Below are 17,509 nucleotides of genomic sequence, written 5' to 3' on the forward strand. Positions count from 1 at the left end.
GCCCACGACACGCACAAGGATTCGACATGCAACCTCACATCAATCTGCCCGCACCGTATATGCCGCACGCGGGGCTGATCGCGGCGTTCGAGGCGTGCCCGCTGATCGCGATCATGCGCGGCGTCACGCCGGCCGATGCCGCCGATCACGGCCGCGCGCTGTACGAAGCGGGCTTCCGGATCGTCGAAGTGCCGCTTAACTCGCCGCAACCTTTCGACAGCATTGCCGCGATCCGTCAGGCGTTGCCCGCCGATGCGATTGTCGGCGCGGGGACGGTGTTGCACCCGAGCTTCGTCGCCGACGTCAAGGCGGCCGGCGGCGAAGTGATCGTGATGCCGCACAGCGACCCGGAAGTCGTCTGCGCCGCGAAAGCGCAGGGCCTCGCCTGCGCGCCGGGCGTCGCGACGCCAACCGAAGCCTTCATCGCGCTGAAGAACGGCGCGGACGTGCTGAAGATGTTCCCGGCTGAACAGCTCGGCGCGCACGTCGTGAAGGCGTGGCGCGCGGTGATCGCGGCGGAAGTGCCGCTCGTGCCGGTCGGTGGCGTCACGCCCGACAACATGGGCCCGTTCCTGTCCGCCGGCGCAAACGGCTTCGGCCTCGGTTCGGCGCTCTACAAGCCGGGCCAGAGCGCAGCGGTCACGGCGGCGCACGCGAAGGCGTTCATCAACGGCCTGCGCATCGCGAAGGCAGGCGCAAATCGATGAACCGGCTCGCCGACAAGGTCGCGTTGATCACCGGCGCCGGTCGCGGCATCGGTGCGGCGATAGCGCATGCGTTCGCTCGCGAAGGCGCGGCGGTCGTGCTGGCGGAACTGGATATCGAGACGGCGCAGCGCACCGCACGCGAGATCGCCGCACGACACGGGCAACACGGCGGGAAAGTGCTGGCGGTAGAGACGGACGTGACGCAGTCCGCGTCGGTCCAGCGCGCAGTGAGCGAAGCCGAGCGCGCTTTCGGTCCGCTCTCCGTGCTGGTGAACAACGCGGGCATCAACGTGTTCTGCGATCCGCTGACGATGACCGACGACGACTGGCGCCGCTGCTTCGCGGTCGATCTGGACGGCGTCTGGAACGGCTGTCGGGCGGTATTGCCGGGCATGGTCGAGCGCGGCGCGGGCAGCATCGTGAATATCGCCTCGACGCATGCATTCAAGATCATTCCGGGCTGCTTTCCGTACCCGGTTGCGAAACACGGCGTGCTGGGTCTCACGCGCGCGCTCGGCATCGAATACGCGCCACGCAATGTGCGGGTGAATGCGATCGCGCCGGGCTATGTCGAAACCCAGCTGACGCGCGACTGGTGGGACGCGCAAGCGGACCCGGCCGCAGCGCAACAGGCGACGCTCGATCTGCAGCCGATGAAACGCATCGGCCGCCCGGAGGAGGTGGCGATGACGGCGGTGTTCCTCGCGTCGGACGAGGCGCCGTTTATCAACGCGAGTTGCATCACGGTCGATGGCGGGCGCTCGGCGCTTTACCACGACTGAGCGGGGCGCAGCTGAGCTGGGGGCACGAAGGGCGAACGGATAGTTTCAGTCGGGTGACGCACTGGCCGCGTGTGTCGCAGAAAACCGATAAAAGAAGACGCGGCCACTACCTTCTCGTTATCAACGAATTAGTCAGGAGACACGCATCATGAAACGTAGAATTTTCCTCACGCTGGCAGCAGCGGCGGCGGGTGTGCTCTTCAGCGCAACGGCTGCGCAGGCCGCCGACCCGGTCAAAATCGGCTTTCTGGTGAAGCAGCCGGAAGAGCCGTGGTTCCAGGACGAATGGAAGTTTGCCGAGGTCGCTGCAAAAGAAAAGGGTTTCACGCTGGTGAAGATCGGCGCGCCGTCGGGCGAGAAGGTAATGAGTGCAATCGACAACCTCGCGGCACAGAAGGCGCAGGGCTTCGTGATCTGCACGCCGGACGTGAAGCTCGGGCCGGGCATCGTCGCGAAGGCGAAGGCTGACGGGCTGAAGATGATGACGGTCGACGACCGCCTCGTCGACGGTGCGGGCAAGCCGATCGAATCCGTGCCGCACATGGGCATTTCGGCCTACAACATCGGCAAGCAGGTCGGCGATGGTCTCGCGGCTGAAATCAAGAAGCGCGGCTGGGACATGAAGGACGTCGGCGCGATCGATGTCACCTACGAGCAGCTGCCGACCGCGCATGACCGCACGACCGGCGCGACCGACGCGCTCGTCGCCGCCGGCTTCCCGAAGGCGAACATCGTCACGGCGCCGCAGGCGAAGACCGACACGGAAAACGCCTTCAACGCCGCCAACATCGCGCTCACGAAGAACCCGCAGTACAAGCACTGGGTGGCCTATGCGCTGAACGACGAAGGCGTGCTCGGCGCGGTGCGCGCAGCGGAAGGCCGCGGCTTCAAGGCCGACAACATGATCGGCATCGGTATCGGCGGCTCGGAATCGGCCTTGAACGAGTTCAAGAAGCCGAACCCGACGGGCTTCTTCGGTACCGTGATCATCAGCCCGAAGCGCCACGGCGAAGAAACCTCGGCGCTGATGTATACCTGGATCACGCAAGGCAAGGAGCCGCCGATGCTCACGCTGACGTCCGGCATGCTGGCTACGCGCGATAACGTCGGTGAAGTGCGCGAAAAGATGGGTCTCGCATCGAAGTAAACGAAGCAGGTAACAGGCAGCAGCGGATGGGCGGCCGGATGCGTGACGCATCGGGCCGCCCATGCCGGTATCAGGCGGCATCCGTTGGACCCAGGTCCACGGTCGCCAGGAGGATGACAGGGCTTTCGCCCGCGCGTGACGGCCCGTACGCGCGGGAAGTGTCCATCAAGTGAGGGGAAGCGAAGTGTCAGCGACGCTGCGTTTTGACAATATCGGCAAGGTGTTTCCAGGCGTGCGCGCGCTCGACGGTGTGTCCTTCGAGGTCAACGTCGGCCAGGTGCACGGCCTGATGGGCGAGAACGGTGCGGGGAAATCGACCCTGCTGAAGATTCTCGGTGGCGAGTATCAGCCGGACGCCGGCCAGATCATGATCGACGGCAAGGAGGTGCACTTTTCGAGCGCTGCCTCGTCGATTGCGGCCGGGATCGCCGTGATTCACCAGGAACTGCAGTACGTGCCCGATCTGACCGTGGCAGAAAACCTGCTGCTCGGACGGTTGCCGAATTCGCTCGGCTGGGTGAACAAGCGCGAAGGGAAGCGCTTCGTGCGCGAGCGGCTCGCCGCGATGGGCGTCAATCTCGATCCCAACGCGAAGCTGCGCAAACTGTCCATTGCCCAGAGGCAGATGGTCGAAATCTGCAAGGCGTTGCTGCGCAACGCCCGTGTGATCGCGCTCGACGAACCGACCAGTTCGCTGTCGCACCGTGAAACGGAAGTGCTGTTCAAGCTCGTGCGCGACCTGCGCGCGGACAACCGCGCGCTGATCTACATCTCGCACCGGATGGACGAGATCTATCAGCTGTGCGACGCGTGCACGATTTTCCGCGATGGTCGCAAGGTCGCGTCGCACCCCACACTCGAAGGCGTCACGCGCGACACGATCGTGAGCGAGATGGTCGGCCGCGAAATCTCGGATATCTACAACTATTCGCCGCGTCCGCTCGGCGAAGTGCGTTTTGCGGCGAAGGCGATCGAAGGTCACGCGTTGAAGGAACCGACGAGCTTCGAAGTGCGCCGTGGTGAGATCGTCGGCTTTTTCGGGCTGGTGGGCGCCGGGCGCAGCGAACTGATGCACCTCGTCTACGGCGCCGATCACAGGAAGAGCGGCGAACTGCTGCTCGACGGCAAGCCGATCAAGGTGCGTAGCGCAGGCGAAGCGATTCGCCACGGCATTGTGCTGTGCCCGGAAGATCGCAAGGAAGAGGGCATCGTCGCGATGGCGACCGTGTCGGAAAACATCAACATCAGCTGCCGCCGGCACTATCTGCACGCGGGCGTCTTCCTTGATCGCAAGAAGGAAGCCGAAACCGCCGACCGCTTCATCAAGCTGCTGAAGATCAAGACACCGAGCCGCCGGCAGAAGATCCGTTTTCTGTCGGGCGGCAATCAGCAGAAAGCGATTCTGTCGCGCTGGCTCGCGGAGCCGGATCTGAAAGTCGTGATTCTCGACGAGCCGACGCGTGGCATCGATGTCGGTGCAAAGCACGAGATCTATAACGTGATTTATCAGCTCGCCGAACGCGGCTGCGCGATCGTGATGATCTCCTCGGAGTTGCCGGAGGTGCTTGGCGTATCCGATCGCATCGTCGTCATGCGACAGGGCCGGATCTCTGGCGAGCTGAAGCGCAGCGAGGCCACCGAACAGACCGTCTTGAGCCTTGCGCTGCCGCAAAGCGCGACCGAACCCGCCGCTCAGGCGGCCTGAATTCACCGGACAGATCGTTCCATCATCCGTCCGACAACCCGTAGGTAACGGGAGGAGCCAGCAAAATGCAAGCCAGAGAAAACCTCGCGCAACAGGGCGCCAAGAGCGCCGCTGACGCACTCATTCCACAGGGCAACGACAGGCAGAAATGGTGGCAGCACGTCACCGAGTACAGCCTGATCGTGATCTTTGTCGTGATGTTCATCACGATGTCCCTGACCGTCGATCACTTCTTCTCGATCGAGAACATGCTGGGTCTCGCACTGTCGATCTCGCAGATCGGCATGGTCGCGTGCACGATGATGTTCTGTCTCGCGTCACGTGACTTCGATCTTTCCGTCGGCTCGACTGTCGCGTTCGCCGGCGTGCTGTGCGCGATGGTGCTCAATGCGACCGGCAACACGTTCATCGCGATTGTCGCGGCGGTCGCCGCAGGCGGCGTGATCGGTTTCGTGAACGGCGCGGTCATCGCGTATTTGCGCATCAACGCGCTGATCACGACGCTGGCGACGATGGAGATCGTCCGCGGGCTCGGCTTCATCGTGTCGCACGGGCAGGCGGTTGGCGTGTCGTCGGATTCGTTTATCGCGTTGGGCGGTTTGACGTTCTTTGGCGTATCGCTGCCGATCTGGGTCACGCTGCTGTGCTTCATCGTGTTCGGCGTGATGCTCAACCAGACCGTGTATGGCCGCAACACGCTCGCCATCGGCGGCAATCCGGAGGCGTCGCGTCTTGCCGGTATCAATGTGGAGCGCACGCGCGTCTATATCTTCCTGGTCCAGGGCGCGGTGACCGCGCTTGCCGGCGTGATCCTCGCATCGCGTATCACGTCGGGTCAGCCGAATGCCGCCGAAGGCTTCGAGCTGAACGTGATCTCGGCGTGCGTGCTGGGCGGCGTGTCGCTGCTCGGCGGCCGCGCGACGATTTCCGGCGTCGTGATCGGCGTGCTGATCATGGGCACGGTCGAGAACGTGATGAACCTGATGAACATCGACGCGTTCTACCAGTACCTCGTGCGCGGCGCGATCCTGCTCGCCGCTGTGCTGCTCGACCAGTTGAAGAACCGCGGTTCGCGCGATTAAGCTGCCGAAACGGCGCCCCAACCCATCTGCTCATAAAGGAATCGAACGATGTCGTCTCCTGCCAATGCGAATGAACGCGAGGCCAATAGTGTCTACGCGCGCTATCCGAGTCTGACCGACCGCACGGTGTTGATCACAGGCGGCGCAACCGGCATCGGTGCATCGTTCGTCGAGCATTTCGCGGCGCAGGGCGCGCGCGTTGCATTCTTCGATATTGACGCGAGCGCGGGCGAAGCGCTCGCCGATGAACTGGGCGATTCGCGTCACAAGCCGCTTTTTCTGCCGTGCGACCTCACCGATATCGACGCGCTCAGGAAAGCGATCGCCGATGTGCGCGCGGCGCTCGGGCCGATCGCCGCGCTGGTGAACAACGCGGCGAACGACCGCCGTCACACGATCGCCGACGTCACGCCGGAATCGTTCGATGCGGGTATCGCGGTGAACATCCGTCACCAGTTTTTCGCGGCGCAGGCTGTGATGGACGACATGAAAGCAGCGGGCGGTGGCTCGATCATCAATCTCGGCTCGATCAGCTGGATGCTGAAGAACGGCGGTTATCCGGTGTACGTGGTGTCGAAAGCAGCGGTTCAGGGACTCACGCGCGGGCTCGCGCGCGATCTCGGGCCGTTCAGTATCCGCGTCAATTCGCTGGTGCCCGGCTGGGTGATGACCGAGAAACAGAAGCGCCTGTGGCTCGACGACGCCGGCCGGCGTTCGATCAAGGAAGGCCAGTGCATCGACAGCGAATTGCTGCCGGAGGATCTGGCGCGCATGGCGCTCTTCCTCGCCGCGGATGACAGCCGCATGATCACCGCGCAGGATGTGATCGTCGACGGAGGCTGGGCATGAGCGTGGCGGCGCGAGAGGTGCAGGCCGCGCTCCTCATCGACTCGAAATGCACGCTGGGCGAAGGCGCGACGTGGTGCGCGCGGACGGGCCGTTTCTACTGGACCGATATCGAAGGCGCGCGCCTGTGGCGCTACGATCCGCGTGATGGCAGCAGCACGTGCTGGCCGATGCCCGAGCGGCTCGCGACGTTCGCGCTGTGCGCCGATCCGCACTATCTGCTGCTGGGTCTCGCGACGCACCTTGCGTTCTTCGATCTGTCGACCGGTGAAACGCAGAAGATCGTCGATGTCGAACCGGGCATGAACACGCGCGTCAACGATGGGCGCTGCGACCGCCAGGGGCGTTTCGTCTTCGGTACGAAGGATGAAGCGTCGCCCGTGAAGGCGATCGGCGGCTTCTACCGGCTGAATCCTGATCTGACACTTGAGCGTTTACCATTGCCAGCGCCCGCGATTGCGAACAGTATTGCGTTCAGCCCGGACGGCGCGACGATGTACTACTGCGATTCGCCGACCCGCACGATCCGTACCTGCGAATATGATGCCGCGGGTGGGAGCATCACGAACGATCGCGTGTTTGCGACGCTCACCGACGCGACCGGCGAACCGGATGGTTCGACAGTCGACCGTGACGGCGGCCTGTGGAATGCGCAGTGGGGCGGCGGGCGGGTTGTGCGTTATGACCCGGACGGCGTCGAAACCGCGCGAGTGTCGGTGCCGACTGCGCAGCCGAGTTGCGTTGCGCTGGGCGGCGCGCAGCTGGGTACGCTGTACATCACGAGTGCGCGTGTCGGTCTTGACGCCGCGGCGCTCGCTAAGGATTCGCGCGCCGGTGGCGTTTTCATCGCCACGCCGGGCGCACGCGGTTTGCAGGAACCGTTTTTTCAGGGCGCGCCTGCGCGTCGCCGGGTTTTTTCCTCCTCTTATCAGTAGGGACGCAGGGCAGAGGGACGCAGGGCAGTGAGCAGCACGCGGTACGACGCAGTAGACGCCAATGAGGCGGCCGGCTCGCCGAGTCGCCCAGAACGAAACTTCCGTCATCCATGACGGCAACGTTTTACGCCTCTCGAGGAGACTGACATGACCGTCACGAATTCCGTTGGCTCGTCTTCATCGCAATCGCGCCGCGCAAGACTCTCCGCGGCAGCAAATCCCGTGCTGGCGGGTCCGGGCACATCCGCCGTGGCGGTGGGTACGGCGCTGACGGGCGATGTCGCCGCGATCACGCTCGCCAACGCACAACTCAGGCTCGACGTCGCGCCGACGCTCGGCGGCGGCATCACACGCTTCGACTGGCGCAGCGACGGCGGCCTCACGCCGATCTTTCGACGCTGCCGGCACGTCACCAGCGACACCGATCCGAACGAACTTGCGTGTTATCCGCTGCTGCCGTATTCGAACCGGATCGGCGGCGGACAGTTCAGCTTTTCCGGACGCGCAATCGATGTGCCCCGCAATCGCAGCTGCGAGCCGTTGCCGATTCACGGCGACGGCTGGCTCGCGCCCTGGCAGGTCGCGAATGCGGATCACGAGAGCGTGCGTCTGACGCTCGATCGCAGCCGCCACAAGCCGTACGCGTATCACGCGACGCAAACTTATACGCTCGACGGTCCGACGTTGATTGTCACGCTCGAAATCGAGAACACCGGACGCGAGATGCTGCCGTTCGGTCTCGGCATTCATCCGTTCTTGCCGCGCGATGCCGTTACGGAGCTGTCGGCGGCCGCGGGCGGCCTGTGGCTCGCCGACGACGAGTGGCTGCCCGTACGACACGTGCCGGCCCCGCCCGCCTGGCAATTCGGTGTCGCCTATCCGCTGCCGAAGACCGTCGTCAATCACGCCTTCACCGGCTGGAGCGGACGTTCGGCGGTCGTGTGGCCGAAGCGGCACCTGTCGTTGACGATCGCGGCGGACACCGACTACTACGTGCTGTACACGCCCGCGGGCAAGGACTTCTTTTGTTTCGAGCCGGTCGATCATCCGATCAACGCGATGAATCTGCCCGGCGGCGCAACGGCGAACGGCATGACGGTGTTGACCCGAGGCGAGCGTCTGACGCGGCAATTCACGTTCACGGTTGAACGCACCGGCATGCGCGCGGCCGCGGGTGGGCGAGGGAGCAAGCGATCGTAGAACCGGCGCCGGGAAGGCAGAGGCGTCAGCGCGAGGCGGTGACAAGGGGTTGCATGGGGTGGCAAGCCTGCCGCCGGTTAAAATACGCGCCTCATCCGCTTACGGCTCGTCGCGAGTACTTCATCATGACCTCTTTTATCAAGACGCTTAACGACGCGTGGCAGCGCACGAATTCGCTGCTGTGCGTCGGCCTCGACCCTGAGCCCACGAAGTTTCCGGGCGCACTCGCGAACCGGCCTGAGGCGATTTTCGAATTCTGCCGTGCAATCGTCGATGCGACCGCACCGTACGCGTCGTCGTTCAAGCCGCAGATTGCCTACTTTGCCGCTCATCGTGCGGAAGACCAGCTAGAACAGTTGATCGCGCACATTCATGCGCAGCATCCTGGTCTGCCGGTGATTCTCGATGCCAAGCGCGGCGATATCGGCAGCACGGCCGAGCAGTACGCGCGCGAGGCGTTCGAACGCTACCGTGCGGACGCCGTGACGGTGAACCCGTATATGGGCTTCGATTCGATCGAGCCGTATCTCGAGCATCACGGCAAGGGCGTGATCGTGCTTTGCCGGACGTCGAACGCGGGCGGCTCGGATCTGCAGTTTCTCGAGACCGGCGGACGTCCGCTGTATCAGGTCGTCGCACGGCTTGCTGCGGAAAAGTGGAACGCTAGCGGCCAGCTCGGCCTCGTGGTCGGCGCGACGTTTCCGAAGGAAATCGAAGTCGTGCGCGGGATTGTCGGCGACATGCCTTTGCTGATTCCTGGCATCGGCGCCCAGGGCGGCGATGTCGAATCGACGGTACGGGCTGGCGCCACGGCAGCGGGCACGGGGATGCTGATCAATTCGTCGCGCGCGATCATCTATGCCGGCAAGGGCGATGACTTTGTGGATGCCGCGGCAAAGGCGGCCCAGGATACGCGGGACCGGATCAATCAGTATCGTTGAGATGAGCGTTCCGGCGCAGGTCGAACCGGTTGCCGCATAACGTTGCGGCGTGTGGGAAAGGCCTGCGGTTCAGACGCGTTGATCGGGCATGGTACGCAGGCGTGCAGCCGCGGGATGTTACTTCGGCGAGCCCGTGTCCGAACCCATCCGCGTAATGATCTCCCGATGCGCCGGCCAGGCCTCCACCAGCGCATCCACGCTGGCCAGTTCGAATTCGCTGAACTCGAATCCCGGCGCAACCGTACAGCCGACAAGCGCAAAGCTTGTCGGATCGGCACATTCAGCGGCAAACCACAGCCCCGCCGGCACGACGGCCTGAAATGCCGCGCCGGGATGCGTGAGCGCGTTGCCGAGCCTGTGCGACGTCAGGTTTCCGGCGTGATCGAGCACGTGAACCAGCAACGGTTCGCCCGCGTAGAAGTGCCAGACCTCGTCGGACTTGATCCGGTGCCAGGCTGAGTGGGCGCCATCGGCGAGCAGGTAGTAGATCGCTGTCGAGGCGGACCTCGTCCCTTCCGAACCTTCGCGGCAAACCGCCGCTTCCGAACGATACGTTTCGCGAAAGAATCCGCCTTCCGGATGCGGAAGCAGATCGAAGCGGCGAATCAGTTCGTCTTTTTGAGCGTTGGTCGTAGGCATCGGGAATGCGTTTGTCGGAGGGTTCACGGGCGTGACGCTTCAGCGCTCACGTTCGTCGAGCAACGCCAGCACGCCGCGCAGCGCGTGGGCGGCGGCCTGCACACGGATCTGCTCGCGGCCGCCCTTGAACACAACGGTCTCGACTGTCGTGTGCAACCGGTTGCTCCAGCTGAACGACACCATGCCGACTGGCTTCGTTTCCGTCCCACCGCCCGGGCCGGCCACCCCCGTGACGGCCAGCGACACCTGAGCGCGGCTATTGCGCAGCGCGCCCTCGGCCATCGCACGGGCGACGGGCTCGCTCACTGCGCCGTGTTTTTCGATCAGTTCGGCAGGGACGCCGATCATTTCGCTTTTTGCCACGTTCGAGTAAGTGACGAAGCCGCGCTCGAACCAGCCGCTGCTGCCGGAAATATCGGTCAGGGCCGTGGCGACCATGCCGCCGGTGCAGGACTCGGCGGTCGTGAGCATCAGGTGTTCGTCGCGCAAGCGATTGCCGACGCGGATGGCGAGTTGATGGACGACGGAGTCGGTAGGCATAGGGGGTCCGTGAGCGTGCGAGAACGTGCGTTGCTTCGATATACGTCGGTCAGACCGACATGCGCCACAGCGCAATCACGAGCAACGTGAAAAACGCAGCGACCAGATCGTCGAACATGATGCCAAAGCCGCCCTTCAGTCTGCGGTCGAAGTAACGGATCGGCGGCGGTTTTACCATGTCGAAGAAGCGGAACACGACGAACGCCCATAGCTGGCCGGTGAACGTCACTGGCGTGACCATCAGGAGCACAAGCCAGAACGCGACGATTTCGTCCCACACCACAGGCGACGGGTCGTCGATGCCGAGCTTCGTTGCCGTGAAGCCCGTGATGCTGATTCCGGCAACAAAACCGACAGCGATCAGAATGCCCCACTCGAGCACGGTCAAATAGTGATTGAAGACCGCGAACGACGCCCATGCGAACAGCGTGCCGACGGTGCCCGGTGCGATTGGCGACAGGCCGCTGCCAAAGCCGAGCGAGATCAGGTGCAGCGGATGCGACAGCATGAAGCGCGCGGTGGCGCGGCGCGGCCGCGGCGGTTGCGGATCGGGGCCAGGATCGAAGTCGCCGGCGGGGCCGAGCGGGGGTTCAGTTCGCATGGAAGTGATCGAAGCCTTGCAATGTCAGGGTGAGTGGCATGCCTGCGGCGTCGTGCCAGCTGATGGCAGGTTCGGCCGCCGCATTCTGGAGAGCGCTTATTGTACCGATGCGCGTCACCGGTACGGCGACGCTGTAGCCCGCCGCTTCGATCGCCGCGCGTGCGGCAGCCGGAGCGGTGAAGCACAGTTCGTAGTCGTCGCCGCCGGCAAGCGTGCAGCGGCGCTGCAGGTCCGACGGCAGGCGGCGCAGTGCGGCGGAGCGCGGTACCGCGTCGACATCGACGGTGGCGTTGACGCGTGAGCGTTCGAGGATGTGCAGCAGGTCGCCGGCGAGTCCGTCGGAGATGTCGAGCGCGGAGCGCGCGTGGCCGCGAAGCGCGAGGCCGAGCGCGACGCGCGGCTCGGGCCGCTCGAGCGCGCGACAGAATGTCGCAGCATCGCCGGCATCGACGGACCACTCCTGCCGCAGCACGCCAAGGCCTGCGCGGGCGTCGCCAAGTGTGCCGGAGACCCAGATGTCGTCGCCAGGTTGTGCGGCGTCGCGGCGCAACGCCAACTGGGGCGGCACCTCGCCGAACACGGTGATGCAGATATTCAGCGGGCCGCCCGTCGTATCGCCTCCCACCAGTTCGCAGTCGAAGCGCTCCGCGATCTCGAACATACCTTCGCTGAACGCGGCGAGCCATTCCTCGCGCGCCTGTGGCAGCGCGAGCGCCAGCGTGAACGCCTGCGGTTTTGCACCCATTGCGGCGAGATCGGAGAGGTTGACCGCGAGAGCCTTGTGGCCGAGCGCGTGCGGATCGACATCTGCAAGGAAGTGCCGGCCTTCGACCAGCATGTCCGTTGATATCGCCAGCATCTCGCCGGCGCTCGGCGCAAATAGCGCGCAGTCGTCGCCGATGCCGAGTACGGCGCGTGGCGTGATGCGCGCGCGGCGCGCAAAGAAGCGGTCGATCAACGAAAACTCGGAAAGCATGGTGTGGGTCCGTTGCGCGGAAAGGCGGATGAAGGCAAGTGAGCGGTGACGGGTAAAGGTCAACCGGCGGGGTAACCGGCGCCAGCGGGCAAGCGACATTGTCGTACCGCGACGCTGAGCCGGAAAAGCACGCCAGGCACGCGCAAGCCCCAGGAGCGCGAGCCGACAGGCAAATTGTACGGGCGCCAGTGTGCGCGGACGACCTGGCCATTCGGCGGATTCGCTGCCGTTTGCGTTGTTTCTGTCGCGGCAGTTGTACCCTGATTGAAGGAATTGGCCTCGGGATTGGCGCTACAATGCGTCGAACATCTATTCTAATCTGCACTTCCAAGCCCGCCTTATGTCGACTCCCGCCAATACCAAACTTCGCGAAGCCGCTCTCGACTACCACGAGTACCCGACCCCGGGGAAGATCGCGATCGCGCCGACCAAACAGATGATCAACCAGCGCGATCTCGCGCTGGCGTATTCACCCGGCGTGGCCTTCGCGTGCGAGGAGATCGTCGAGAACCCGCTGAACGCGGCGCGCTTCACCGCGCGCAGCAACCTCGTCGGCGTCGTGACGAACGGCACCGCGGTGCTGGGCCTCGGCAACATCGGGCCGCTCGCGTCGAAGCCGGTGATGGAAGGCAAGGCGGTGCTGTTCAAGAAGTTCGCCGGCATCGATGTGTTCGACATCGAGCTGAACGAGTCCGACCCGCACAAGCTGGTTGACGTGATTGCCGCGCTCGAGCCGACCTTCGGCGGCATCAACCTTGAAGACATCAAGGCGCCGGACTGCTTCATCGTCGAGCGCGAATGCCGCAAGCGCATGAAGATTCCGGTGTTCCACGACGACCAGCACGGTACCGCGATCGTCGTTGCAGCCGCGATCTCGAACGGCCTGAAGGTGGTCGGCAAGGACATCTCGAAGGTGAAGCTGGTCGCATCGGGCGCGGGCGCCGCCGCGCTCGCCTGCCTGGATTTGCTCGTCGACCTCGGCCTGCCGCTCGAAAACATCCTCGTGACCGACCTTGCGGGCGTGGTCTACAAGGGCCGCGTCGAGCTGATGGATCCGGACAAGGAGCGCTTTGCGCGCGAAACGTCCGCCCGCACGCTCGCCGAGGCGATCGAAGGCACGGACATTTTCCTTGGCCTGTCGGCGGGCGGCGTCCTGAAACAGGACATGGTCAGGAAGATGGCCGACAAGCCGCTGATCCTCGCGCTTGCCAATCCGACGCCGGAAATCCTGCCGGAACTGGCGCTGGAAGTGCGCCCGGACGCCGTGCTGTGCACCGGCCGAACCGATTATCCGAATCAGGTCAATAACGTCCTGTGCTTTCCGTTCATTTTCCGCGGCGCGCTGGATGCCGGCGCGACGACGGTCACGCGTGAAATGGAAATCGCCACGGTGAACGCGATTGCCGAGCTGGCCCGTCAGGAGCAGAGCGATATCGTCGCCACGGCGTACGGTATCCAGGATTTGTCGTTCGGGCCGGAATACCTGATCCCGAAGCCGTTCGATCCGCGTCTGATCGTGAAGATCGCGCCGGCCGTCGCGAAGGCGGCGATGGATTCGGGCGTCGCGACCCGTCCGATCGAGGACATGGACGCGTACGAGCAGCATCTGCAGCAGTTCGTGTACCACAGCGGCACGACGATGAAGCCGATCTTCCAGGTCGCGCGCAGCGTCGAGGCGGAGAAAAAGCGCATCGTGTTCGCGGAAGGCGAAGAGGAGCGCGTGCTGCGTGCCGTGCAGATCGTCGTCGACGAAAAGCTCGCGACGCCGATCCTGATCGGCCGGCCGGCGGTGATCGAGCAGCGCATCACACGTTATGGCCTGCGCCTCGTCGCGGGTCAGGACTACACGGTCGTCAACACCGACCACGACGAGCGCTATCGCGACTTCTGGAAGACCTATTACAAGATGATGGTCCGAAAGGGCATCAGCGAGCAGATGGCCAAGCTCGAAATGCGCCGCCGCACGACGCTGATCGGCGCGATGCTGGTGAAGAAGGGCGAGGCCGACGGCATGATCTGCGGCACGGTTTCCACCACGCATCGCCATCTGCACTTCATCGATCAGGTGATCGGCAAGCGCGAAGGCTGCTGCACCTATGCTGCCATGAACGCGCTGGTGCTGCCGGGCCGGCAGATTTTCATCGTCGATACGCACGTGAACGTCGACCCGACGCCGGAACAGCTTGCCGAGATCACGGTCATGGCGGCTGAAGAAGTGCGCCGCTTCGGCATCGAGCCGAAGATCGCGCTTGTGTCGCATTCGAACTTCGGCACGAGCCATGCACCGTCGGCGCAGAAGATGCGCGATGTGCTCGCGCTCCTGAAGGAGCGTGCTCCGGATCTGCAGGTGGACGGCGAAATGCACGGCGACGTCGCGCTCGACGCGAATCTGCGCCGCGAGATACTGCCGGATTCGACGCTCGAAGGCGATGCGAACCTGCTGATCCTGCCGAACATCGATGCAGCGAACATCTCGTACAACCTGCTCAAGACGGCCGCGGGTAACAACATTGCGATCGGCCCGATGCTGCTGGGCGCGGCGCAGCCGGTGCACGTGCTGACGGCGTCGGCGACCGTGCGCCGGATCGTCAACATGACCGCGCTGCTGGTGGCGGACGTGGTCGCATCGCGTTAAGCGGTGTTTTGAAGCGGCAGGGCGTTTCCACTGTGGGAATGCCCTGCCGAAGTCTCTCCTCGGGCAATCCTGCCCGGAATATTGCAATTTCCTTTCGTTTTGGGATTAGGGCGGCATTCCGGCCCCTTTTGCCGTCGATCTACCCCCAGATCATTGCTCCCCAAAAGATAAATTCATCGTCGAAAAGCCGCCGGGACGCCCGCCCGTGGTACGTGGACAGCTCAGTGGAGCCTCAGATTGGCCTGACGAACATTGATTCCAGGGGCCATTAGCGATACCCTTACACCTTTCATGGTCGTCGAACTCGTGATCTAACAGCGGGAACCTTGGTTCATGGCGCGCAAGTGGCTCCGCAACGGCGTGCTTCCGGCCGCCCTGATAGTCGTCAGCCTGCTTGGGAATGTCGTTCCCGGCGCCTTCGCACGGGAAACCGCAGCGGCCACCGATCGGGCGCAGGGCACCATCGCGGTGGCACAACTGCCGCCAGAAGCAGTCAATACTTTGAACTTGATTGCAGCAGGCGGGCCTTACCCGTATGAGAAGGACGGCATCGTATTCGGCAATCGCGAGCGGTTGCTGACGCCGCATAAGCGCGGCTATTACCACGAATACACCGTCCCTACGCCACGTGCCCGCAATCGGGGCGCGCGCCGCATAGTCTGCGGCGGTCCGTCCGGGCGAACCGACAACTGTTATTACTCCGACGACCACTACACGAGTTTTAAACGTATTGTTGAATGACATCGGGATGAACGGCATGAGCGACAACGTCTACGCGCACGACTCCGGGGTCGCGACGGATCTTTTCGCGGCTGGTGACGGCAAACTGTTCCAGCGCGTCATGCAGATGCGCAGTGCCACGCCTGGCGGGGACAACCAGAACGAAGCCAGCACTGTGCTTTCATCGAACGAGGGCCCCATGAGTCTTTTCAAGACCGTACGACCGAACATCGTACAGTCGATCCGCGCGTTCCGCGTGCAGGATCTTGCTGACGAAGCGCAGCAGCTCGGGCAGCATTTTCTTTACGCCTGCTGTGGAAATGCGCAATCAAAGCAGGAAGTGATGGAAACGATCGCGACGTCGTTCATGTTTCCGAAGCACTTCGGCAAGAATTACGACGCGCTATACGATTGTCTGACCGATCTGGTCGCGAAAGCAGGCCCGCAACCGGGTTTCGTGATCGTGCTCGAAGCGTTGCCGGTGGCGCAGAAGTTCGACAAGGAAGGCCGTGAGACCTTGCTCGACGTGTTCCGTGAAGCTGCCGAGTTCTGGGCTGAGCGCAAGGTGGCGTTCCGCGTGTTCTATTCGTTCGCGTAATGTGTGATTGACGCGCCTGAACGGGCGCGAAGAAAGAGCAAAGCCCGCCGATCGGCGGGCTTTGTTGTTTTTTGCGCCAGCGAGAAAACCAGCGAACTACCATCCACCCCAGCGTGCCGCCAGCGCGGCAAGAATCGCGATGCCCGCTGTTTCGGTGCGCAGCACGCGCGGCCCGAGCCCGATCCCGCTGAAGCCATGACTCAGCGCCAGCCCTTCTTCTTCGGTGGACAGGCCGCCTTCCGGTCCGATCAGGATCGTCACCGGGCCTTTCGGCGGGACCGTCGGCAGAGCGGAAAATTCGATGCTCGCGCGCGGCGACAGCAGCAGCCGCAGTTCATCGTCGTTGGGCGTGGCGGGGAGATGTGCGAGCCAGCTGGTCAGGTCGACGGCCGGTGCAACGTCCGGCACACGGTTGCGACCGCACTGTTCGCACGACGCCCGCACGATCCCTTGCCAGTGCGCCTGACGGCGCACTGACCGCTCTCCGGACAGGCGCACGACGCTGCGCGCAGCCGTCAGTGGCACGAACGCGGAGGCGCCGAGTTCGACCGCTTTCTCGATCAGCCAGTCCATCTTGTCGCCGCCGGCGACGCCCTGCGCGAGCGTCACGTGATAGGGCGGCTCCACTTCGATCGATCTGAACTCCCCGACCTTCACCCGAACCGAGCGCCGTTCGACTTCGACGAGTTCGGCGCTGAACTCGCCGCCTTCGCCGTTGAAAAGCGCGATCGAGTCGCCGGGTTGCAGACGGAGGACCTGAACGTGTCGCATGACATCGTCGGGAAGAACCAGCAGGTCGCCGCCCAGAAGAGGTGCGCCGACGAAAAAGCGAGGCATCGTGGAAAGGCTCATCGAATCAGGAAAGGTGACGGGCAAGCGCCCAACGGTAGCCGTCGAGATCCTCGATCTGGGCGAAACGGTCGCCCCAGAACTGATCCTGCGGCTCACTCAGCGATTTTGCGCCTGCGGCCAGCGCGCGCGCGTAGACGGCATCGACGTCGTCCACGTAAAGATAGAACGACTGCGGCGCGATCGCACCTGCGCTCCTCGGTGTCTTTGCGGTCGAACCGAAAGCGCCCTCCGGTGCGAACATCACGATCAACTGATCTTGCCACGTCATTTCGACGTGCATCATCGCGCCGTCGTCGTGCACGCTGTCGCGAACCCTGAAGCCGAAGGCGGCTTCGAAGAAGTCGGTAGCGGCGCGCGCGTCGCGCACGGTCAGATACGGCGTCAACCACGGCACACCGGCTGGTCGTGGGGCAGTCATTGAATTCTCCTGGTCCTTTGGTTTATCAACACGTCGTGAGAGCGGCCTGTTTGCGGCGGACGGGCAGCCCGTTCGTCGTCATGGCTCTGTTAGTCGCTTAAGGATCGACCTGGTTTATCACGCGCGGCATGCGGCGCGGCGAAGAGTGCGAAACGCACCGCGTCGTACCAGAGTGGGTCTTCGAT

The 17,509-nt window shown here is 63.8% G+C and carries 18 protein-coding genes; 12 read left to right on the top strand and 6 right to left on the bottom strand.

From position 1 onward, the window contains the following. The first annotated feature begins 26 nt into the window (after positions 1 to 26). The 9 genes from P3T23_RS18405 (at position 27) to pyrF (ending at position 9,345) form a co-directional block, all read left to right on the top strand. The gene (locus P3T23_RS18405; protein ID WP_429317582.1) at positions 27 to 707 is read left to right on the top strand and encodes a 2-dehydro-3-deoxy-6-phosphogalactonate aldolase; all 681 of its coding nucleotides are present in this window, start codon (positions 27 to 29) and stop codon (positions 705 to 707) included. Next, the gene (locus P3T23_RS18410) at positions 704 to 1,489 is read left to right on the top strand and encodes an SDR family oxidoreductase (protein ID WP_429317583.1); all 786 of its coding nucleotides are present in this window, start codon (positions 704 to 706) and stop codon (positions 1,487 to 1,489) included. Before P3T23_RS18405 ends, P3T23_RS18410 begins: the two co-directional genes overlap by 4 nt. Positions 1,490 to 1,637: 148 nt before the next feature. Further along, positions 1,638 to 2,636: an arabinose ABC transporter substrate-binding protein gene (locus P3T23_RS18415; RefSeq protein ID WP_429317584.1), complete on the top strand. Its 999-nt coding sequence runs from the start codon at positions 1,638 to 1,640 to the stop codon at positions 2,634 to 2,636. Between the two features lie 184 nt (positions 2,637 to 2,820). Then, entirely contained in the window at positions 2,821 to 4,341 is a 1,521-nt protein-coding gene (gene araG / locus P3T23_RS18420; protein ID WP_429317585.1) for an L-arabinose ABC transporter ATP-binding protein AraG, read from the top strand. Positions 4,342 to 4,406: 65 nt separating this feature from the next. After that, positions 4,407 to 5,423: an L-arabinose ABC transporter permease AraH gene (gene araH / locus P3T23_RS18425; RefSeq protein ID WP_429317586.1), complete on the top strand. Its 1,017-nt coding sequence runs from the start codon at positions 4,407 to 4,409 to the stop codon at positions 5,421 to 5,423. 48 nt (positions 5,424 to 5,471) lie between these two features. Beyond that, positions 5,472 to 6,272, top strand: a complete 801-nt coding sequence (locus P3T23_RS18430; protein ID WP_429317587.1) for an SDR family NAD(P)-dependent oxidoreductase — start codon at positions 5,472 to 5,474, stop codon at positions 6,270 to 6,272. Further along, positions 6,269 to 7,204 (top strand): SMP-30/gluconolactonase/LRE family protein, encoded by a 936-nt coding sequence (locus P3T23_RS18435; RefSeq protein WP_429317588.1) that lies wholly within the window; start codon positions 6,269 to 6,271, stop codon positions 7,202 to 7,204. The genes P3T23_RS18430 and P3T23_RS18435 overlap by 4 nt, the downstream gene beginning before the upstream one ends. 147 nt (positions 7,205 to 7,351) lie before the next feature. Continuing rightward, positions 7,352 to 8,404 (top strand): aldose 1-epimerase, encoded by a 1,053-nt coding sequence (locus P3T23_RS18440; protein WP_429317589.1) that lies wholly within the window; start codon positions 7,352 to 7,354, stop codon positions 8,402 to 8,404. Between the two features lie 125 nt (positions 8,405 to 8,529). Next, the gene (gene pyrF / locus P3T23_RS18445; RefSeq protein ID WP_429317590.1) at positions 8,530 to 9,345 is read left to right on the top strand and encodes an orotidine-5'-phosphate decarboxylase; all 816 of its coding nucleotides are present in this window, start codon (positions 8,530 to 8,532) and stop codon (positions 9,343 to 9,345) included. Between the two features lie 117 nt (positions 9,346 to 9,462). Here pyrF and P3T23_RS18450 read toward each other — a convergent pair whose 3' ends face one another. Genes P3T23_RS18450 through thiL form a run of 4 tightly spaced genes read right to left on the bottom strand, consistent with a single transcriptional unit; the run spans position 9,463 to position 12,101 of the window. Then, complete coding sequence (locus tag P3T23_RS18450) at positions 9,463 to 9,984, bottom strand: cupin domain-containing protein (RefSeq protein ID WP_429317591.1); 522 nt, start codon at positions 9,982 to 9,984, stop codon at positions 9,463 to 9,465. Between the two features lie 39 nt (positions 9,985 to 10,023). Further along, positions 10,024 to 10,524, bottom strand: a complete 501-nt coding sequence (locus P3T23_RS18455) for a CinA family protein (protein ID WP_429317592.1) — start codon at positions 10,522 to 10,524, stop codon at positions 10,024 to 10,026. Positions 10,525 to 10,573: 49 nt separating this feature from the next. Next, positions 10,574 to 11,125 (bottom strand): phosphatidylglycerophosphatase A family protein, encoded by a 552-nt coding sequence (locus P3T23_RS18460; RefSeq protein WP_429317593.1) that lies wholly within the window; start codon positions 11,123 to 11,125, stop codon positions 10,574 to 10,576. Further along, entirely contained in the window at positions 11,115 to 12,101 is a 987-nt protein-coding gene (thiL, locus tag P3T23_RS18465) for a thiamine-phosphate kinase (protein WP_429317594.1), read from the bottom strand. Before thiL ends, P3T23_RS18460 begins: the two co-directional genes overlap by 11 nt. Positions 12,102 to 12,441: 340 nt before the next feature. On the opposite strand from thiL, the gene P3T23_RS18470 reads away from it, so the two are divergent. From P3T23_RS18470 to P3T23_RS18480, 3 genes are all read left to right on the top strand, one after another. Beyond that, positions 12,442 to 14,736, top strand: coding sequence for an NADP-dependent malic enzyme (locus P3T23_RS18470; protein ID WP_429317595.1), 2,295 nt, complete (start codon positions 12,442 to 12,444; stop codon positions 14,734 to 14,736). A gap of 333 nt (positions 14,737 to 15,069) precedes the next feature. Then, complete coding sequence (locus tag P3T23_RS18475) at positions 15,070 to 15,477, top strand: ribonuclease (RefSeq protein WP_429317596.1); 408 nt, start codon at positions 15,070 to 15,072, stop codon at positions 15,475 to 15,477. Positions 15,478 to 15,484: 7 nt separating this feature from the next. Continuing rightward, the gene (locus P3T23_RS18480) at positions 15,485 to 16,054 is read left to right on the top strand and encodes a barstar family protein (RefSeq protein ID WP_429317597.1); all 570 of its coding nucleotides are present in this window, start codon (positions 15,485 to 15,487) and stop codon (positions 16,052 to 16,054) included. Positions 16,055 to 16,150: 96 nt separating this feature from the next. Here the strand turns inward: P3T23_RS18480 and P3T23_RS18485 are convergent, their stop codons facing one another. Further along, positions 16,151 to 16,891 (bottom strand): 16S rRNA (uracil(1498)-N(3))-methyltransferase, encoded by a 741-nt coding sequence (locus P3T23_RS18485; RefSeq protein WP_429317598.1) that lies wholly within the window; start codon positions 16,889 to 16,891, stop codon positions 16,151 to 16,153. A gap of 19 nt (positions 16,892 to 16,910) precedes the next feature. Then, complete coding sequence (locus tag P3T23_RS18490) at positions 16,911 to 17,324, bottom strand: VOC family protein (protein ID WP_429317599.1); 414 nt, start codon at positions 17,322 to 17,324, stop codon at positions 16,911 to 16,913. Positions 17,325 to 17,509 lie beyond the last annotated feature (185 nt).

Source organism: Paraburkholderia sp. GAS448 (assembly GCF_050435685.1).
In the GTDB taxonomy this organism is placed as follows: Bacteria; Pseudomonadota; Gammaproteobacteria; order Burkholderiales; family Burkholderiaceae; genus Paraburkholderia.

Bases quoted from the DNA above. Each gene is read 5' to 3' on its own strand.
- P3T23_RS18410 (WP_429317583.1), top strand. From the start codon at position 704: ATGAACCGGCTCGCCGACAAGGTCGCGTTGATCACCGGCGCCGGTCGC.
- thiL (WP_429317594.1), bottom strand. From the start codon at position 12,101: ATGCTTTCCGAGTTTTCGTTGATCGACCGCTTCTTTGCGCGCCGCGCG.
- P3T23_RS18490 (WP_429317599.1), bottom strand. From the start codon at position 17,324: ATGACTGCCCCACGACCAGCCGGTGTGCCGTGGTTGACGCCGTATCTG.
- P3T23_RS18405 (WP_429317582.1), top strand. From the start codon at position 27: ATGCAACCTCACATCAATCTGCCCGCACCGTATATGCCGCACGCGGGG.
- P3T23_RS18440 (WP_429317589.1), top strand. From the start codon at position 7,352: ATGACCGTCACGAATTCCGTTGGCTCGTCTTCATCGCAATCGCGCCGC.
- P3T23_RS18475 (WP_429317596.1), top strand. From the start codon at position 15,070: ATGGCGCGCAAGTGGCTCCGCAACGGCGTGCTTCCGGCCGCCCTGATA.
- P3T23_RS18480 (WP_429317597.1), top strand. From the start codon at position 15,485: ATGAACGGCATGAGCGACAACGTCTACGCGCACGACTCCGGGGTCGCG.
- P3T23_RS18460 (WP_429317593.1), bottom strand. From the start codon at position 11,125: ATGCGAACTGAACCCCCGCTCGGCCCCGCCGGCGACTTCGATCCTGGC.
- P3T23_RS18485 (WP_429317598.1), bottom strand. From the start codon at position 16,891: ATGCCTCGCTTTTTCGTCGGCGCACCTCTTCTGGGCGGCGACCTGCTG.
- P3T23_RS18455 (WP_429317592.1), bottom strand. From the start codon at position 10,524: ATGCCTACCGACTCCGTCGTCCATCAACTCGCCATCCGCGTCGGCAAT.
- araH (WP_429317586.1), top strand. From the start codon at position 4,407: ATGCAAGCCAGAGAAAACCTCGCGCAACAGGGCGCCAAGAGCGCCGCT.
- P3T23_RS18470 (WP_429317595.1), top strand. From the start codon at position 12,442: ATGTCGACTCCCGCCAATACCAAACTTCGCGAAGCCGCTCTCGACTAC.
- P3T23_RS18430 (WP_429317587.1), top strand. From the start codon at position 5,472: ATGTCGTCTCCTGCCAATGCGAATGAACGCGAGGCCAATAGTGTCTAC.
- pyrF (WP_429317590.1), top strand. From the start codon at position 8,530: ATGACCTCTTTTATCAAGACGCTTAACGACGCGTGGCAGCGCACGAAT.
- P3T23_RS18415 (WP_429317584.1), top strand. From the start codon at position 1,638: ATGAAACGTAGAATTTTCCTCACGCTGGCAGCAGCGGCGGCGGGTGTG.
- P3T23_RS18450 (WP_429317591.1), bottom strand. From the start codon at position 9,984: ATGCCTACGACCAACGCTCAAAAAGACGAACTGATTCGCCGCTTCGAT.
- P3T23_RS18435 (WP_429317588.1), top strand. From the start codon at position 6,269: ATGAGCGTGGCGGCGCGAGAGGTGCAGGCCGCGCTCCTCATCGACTCG.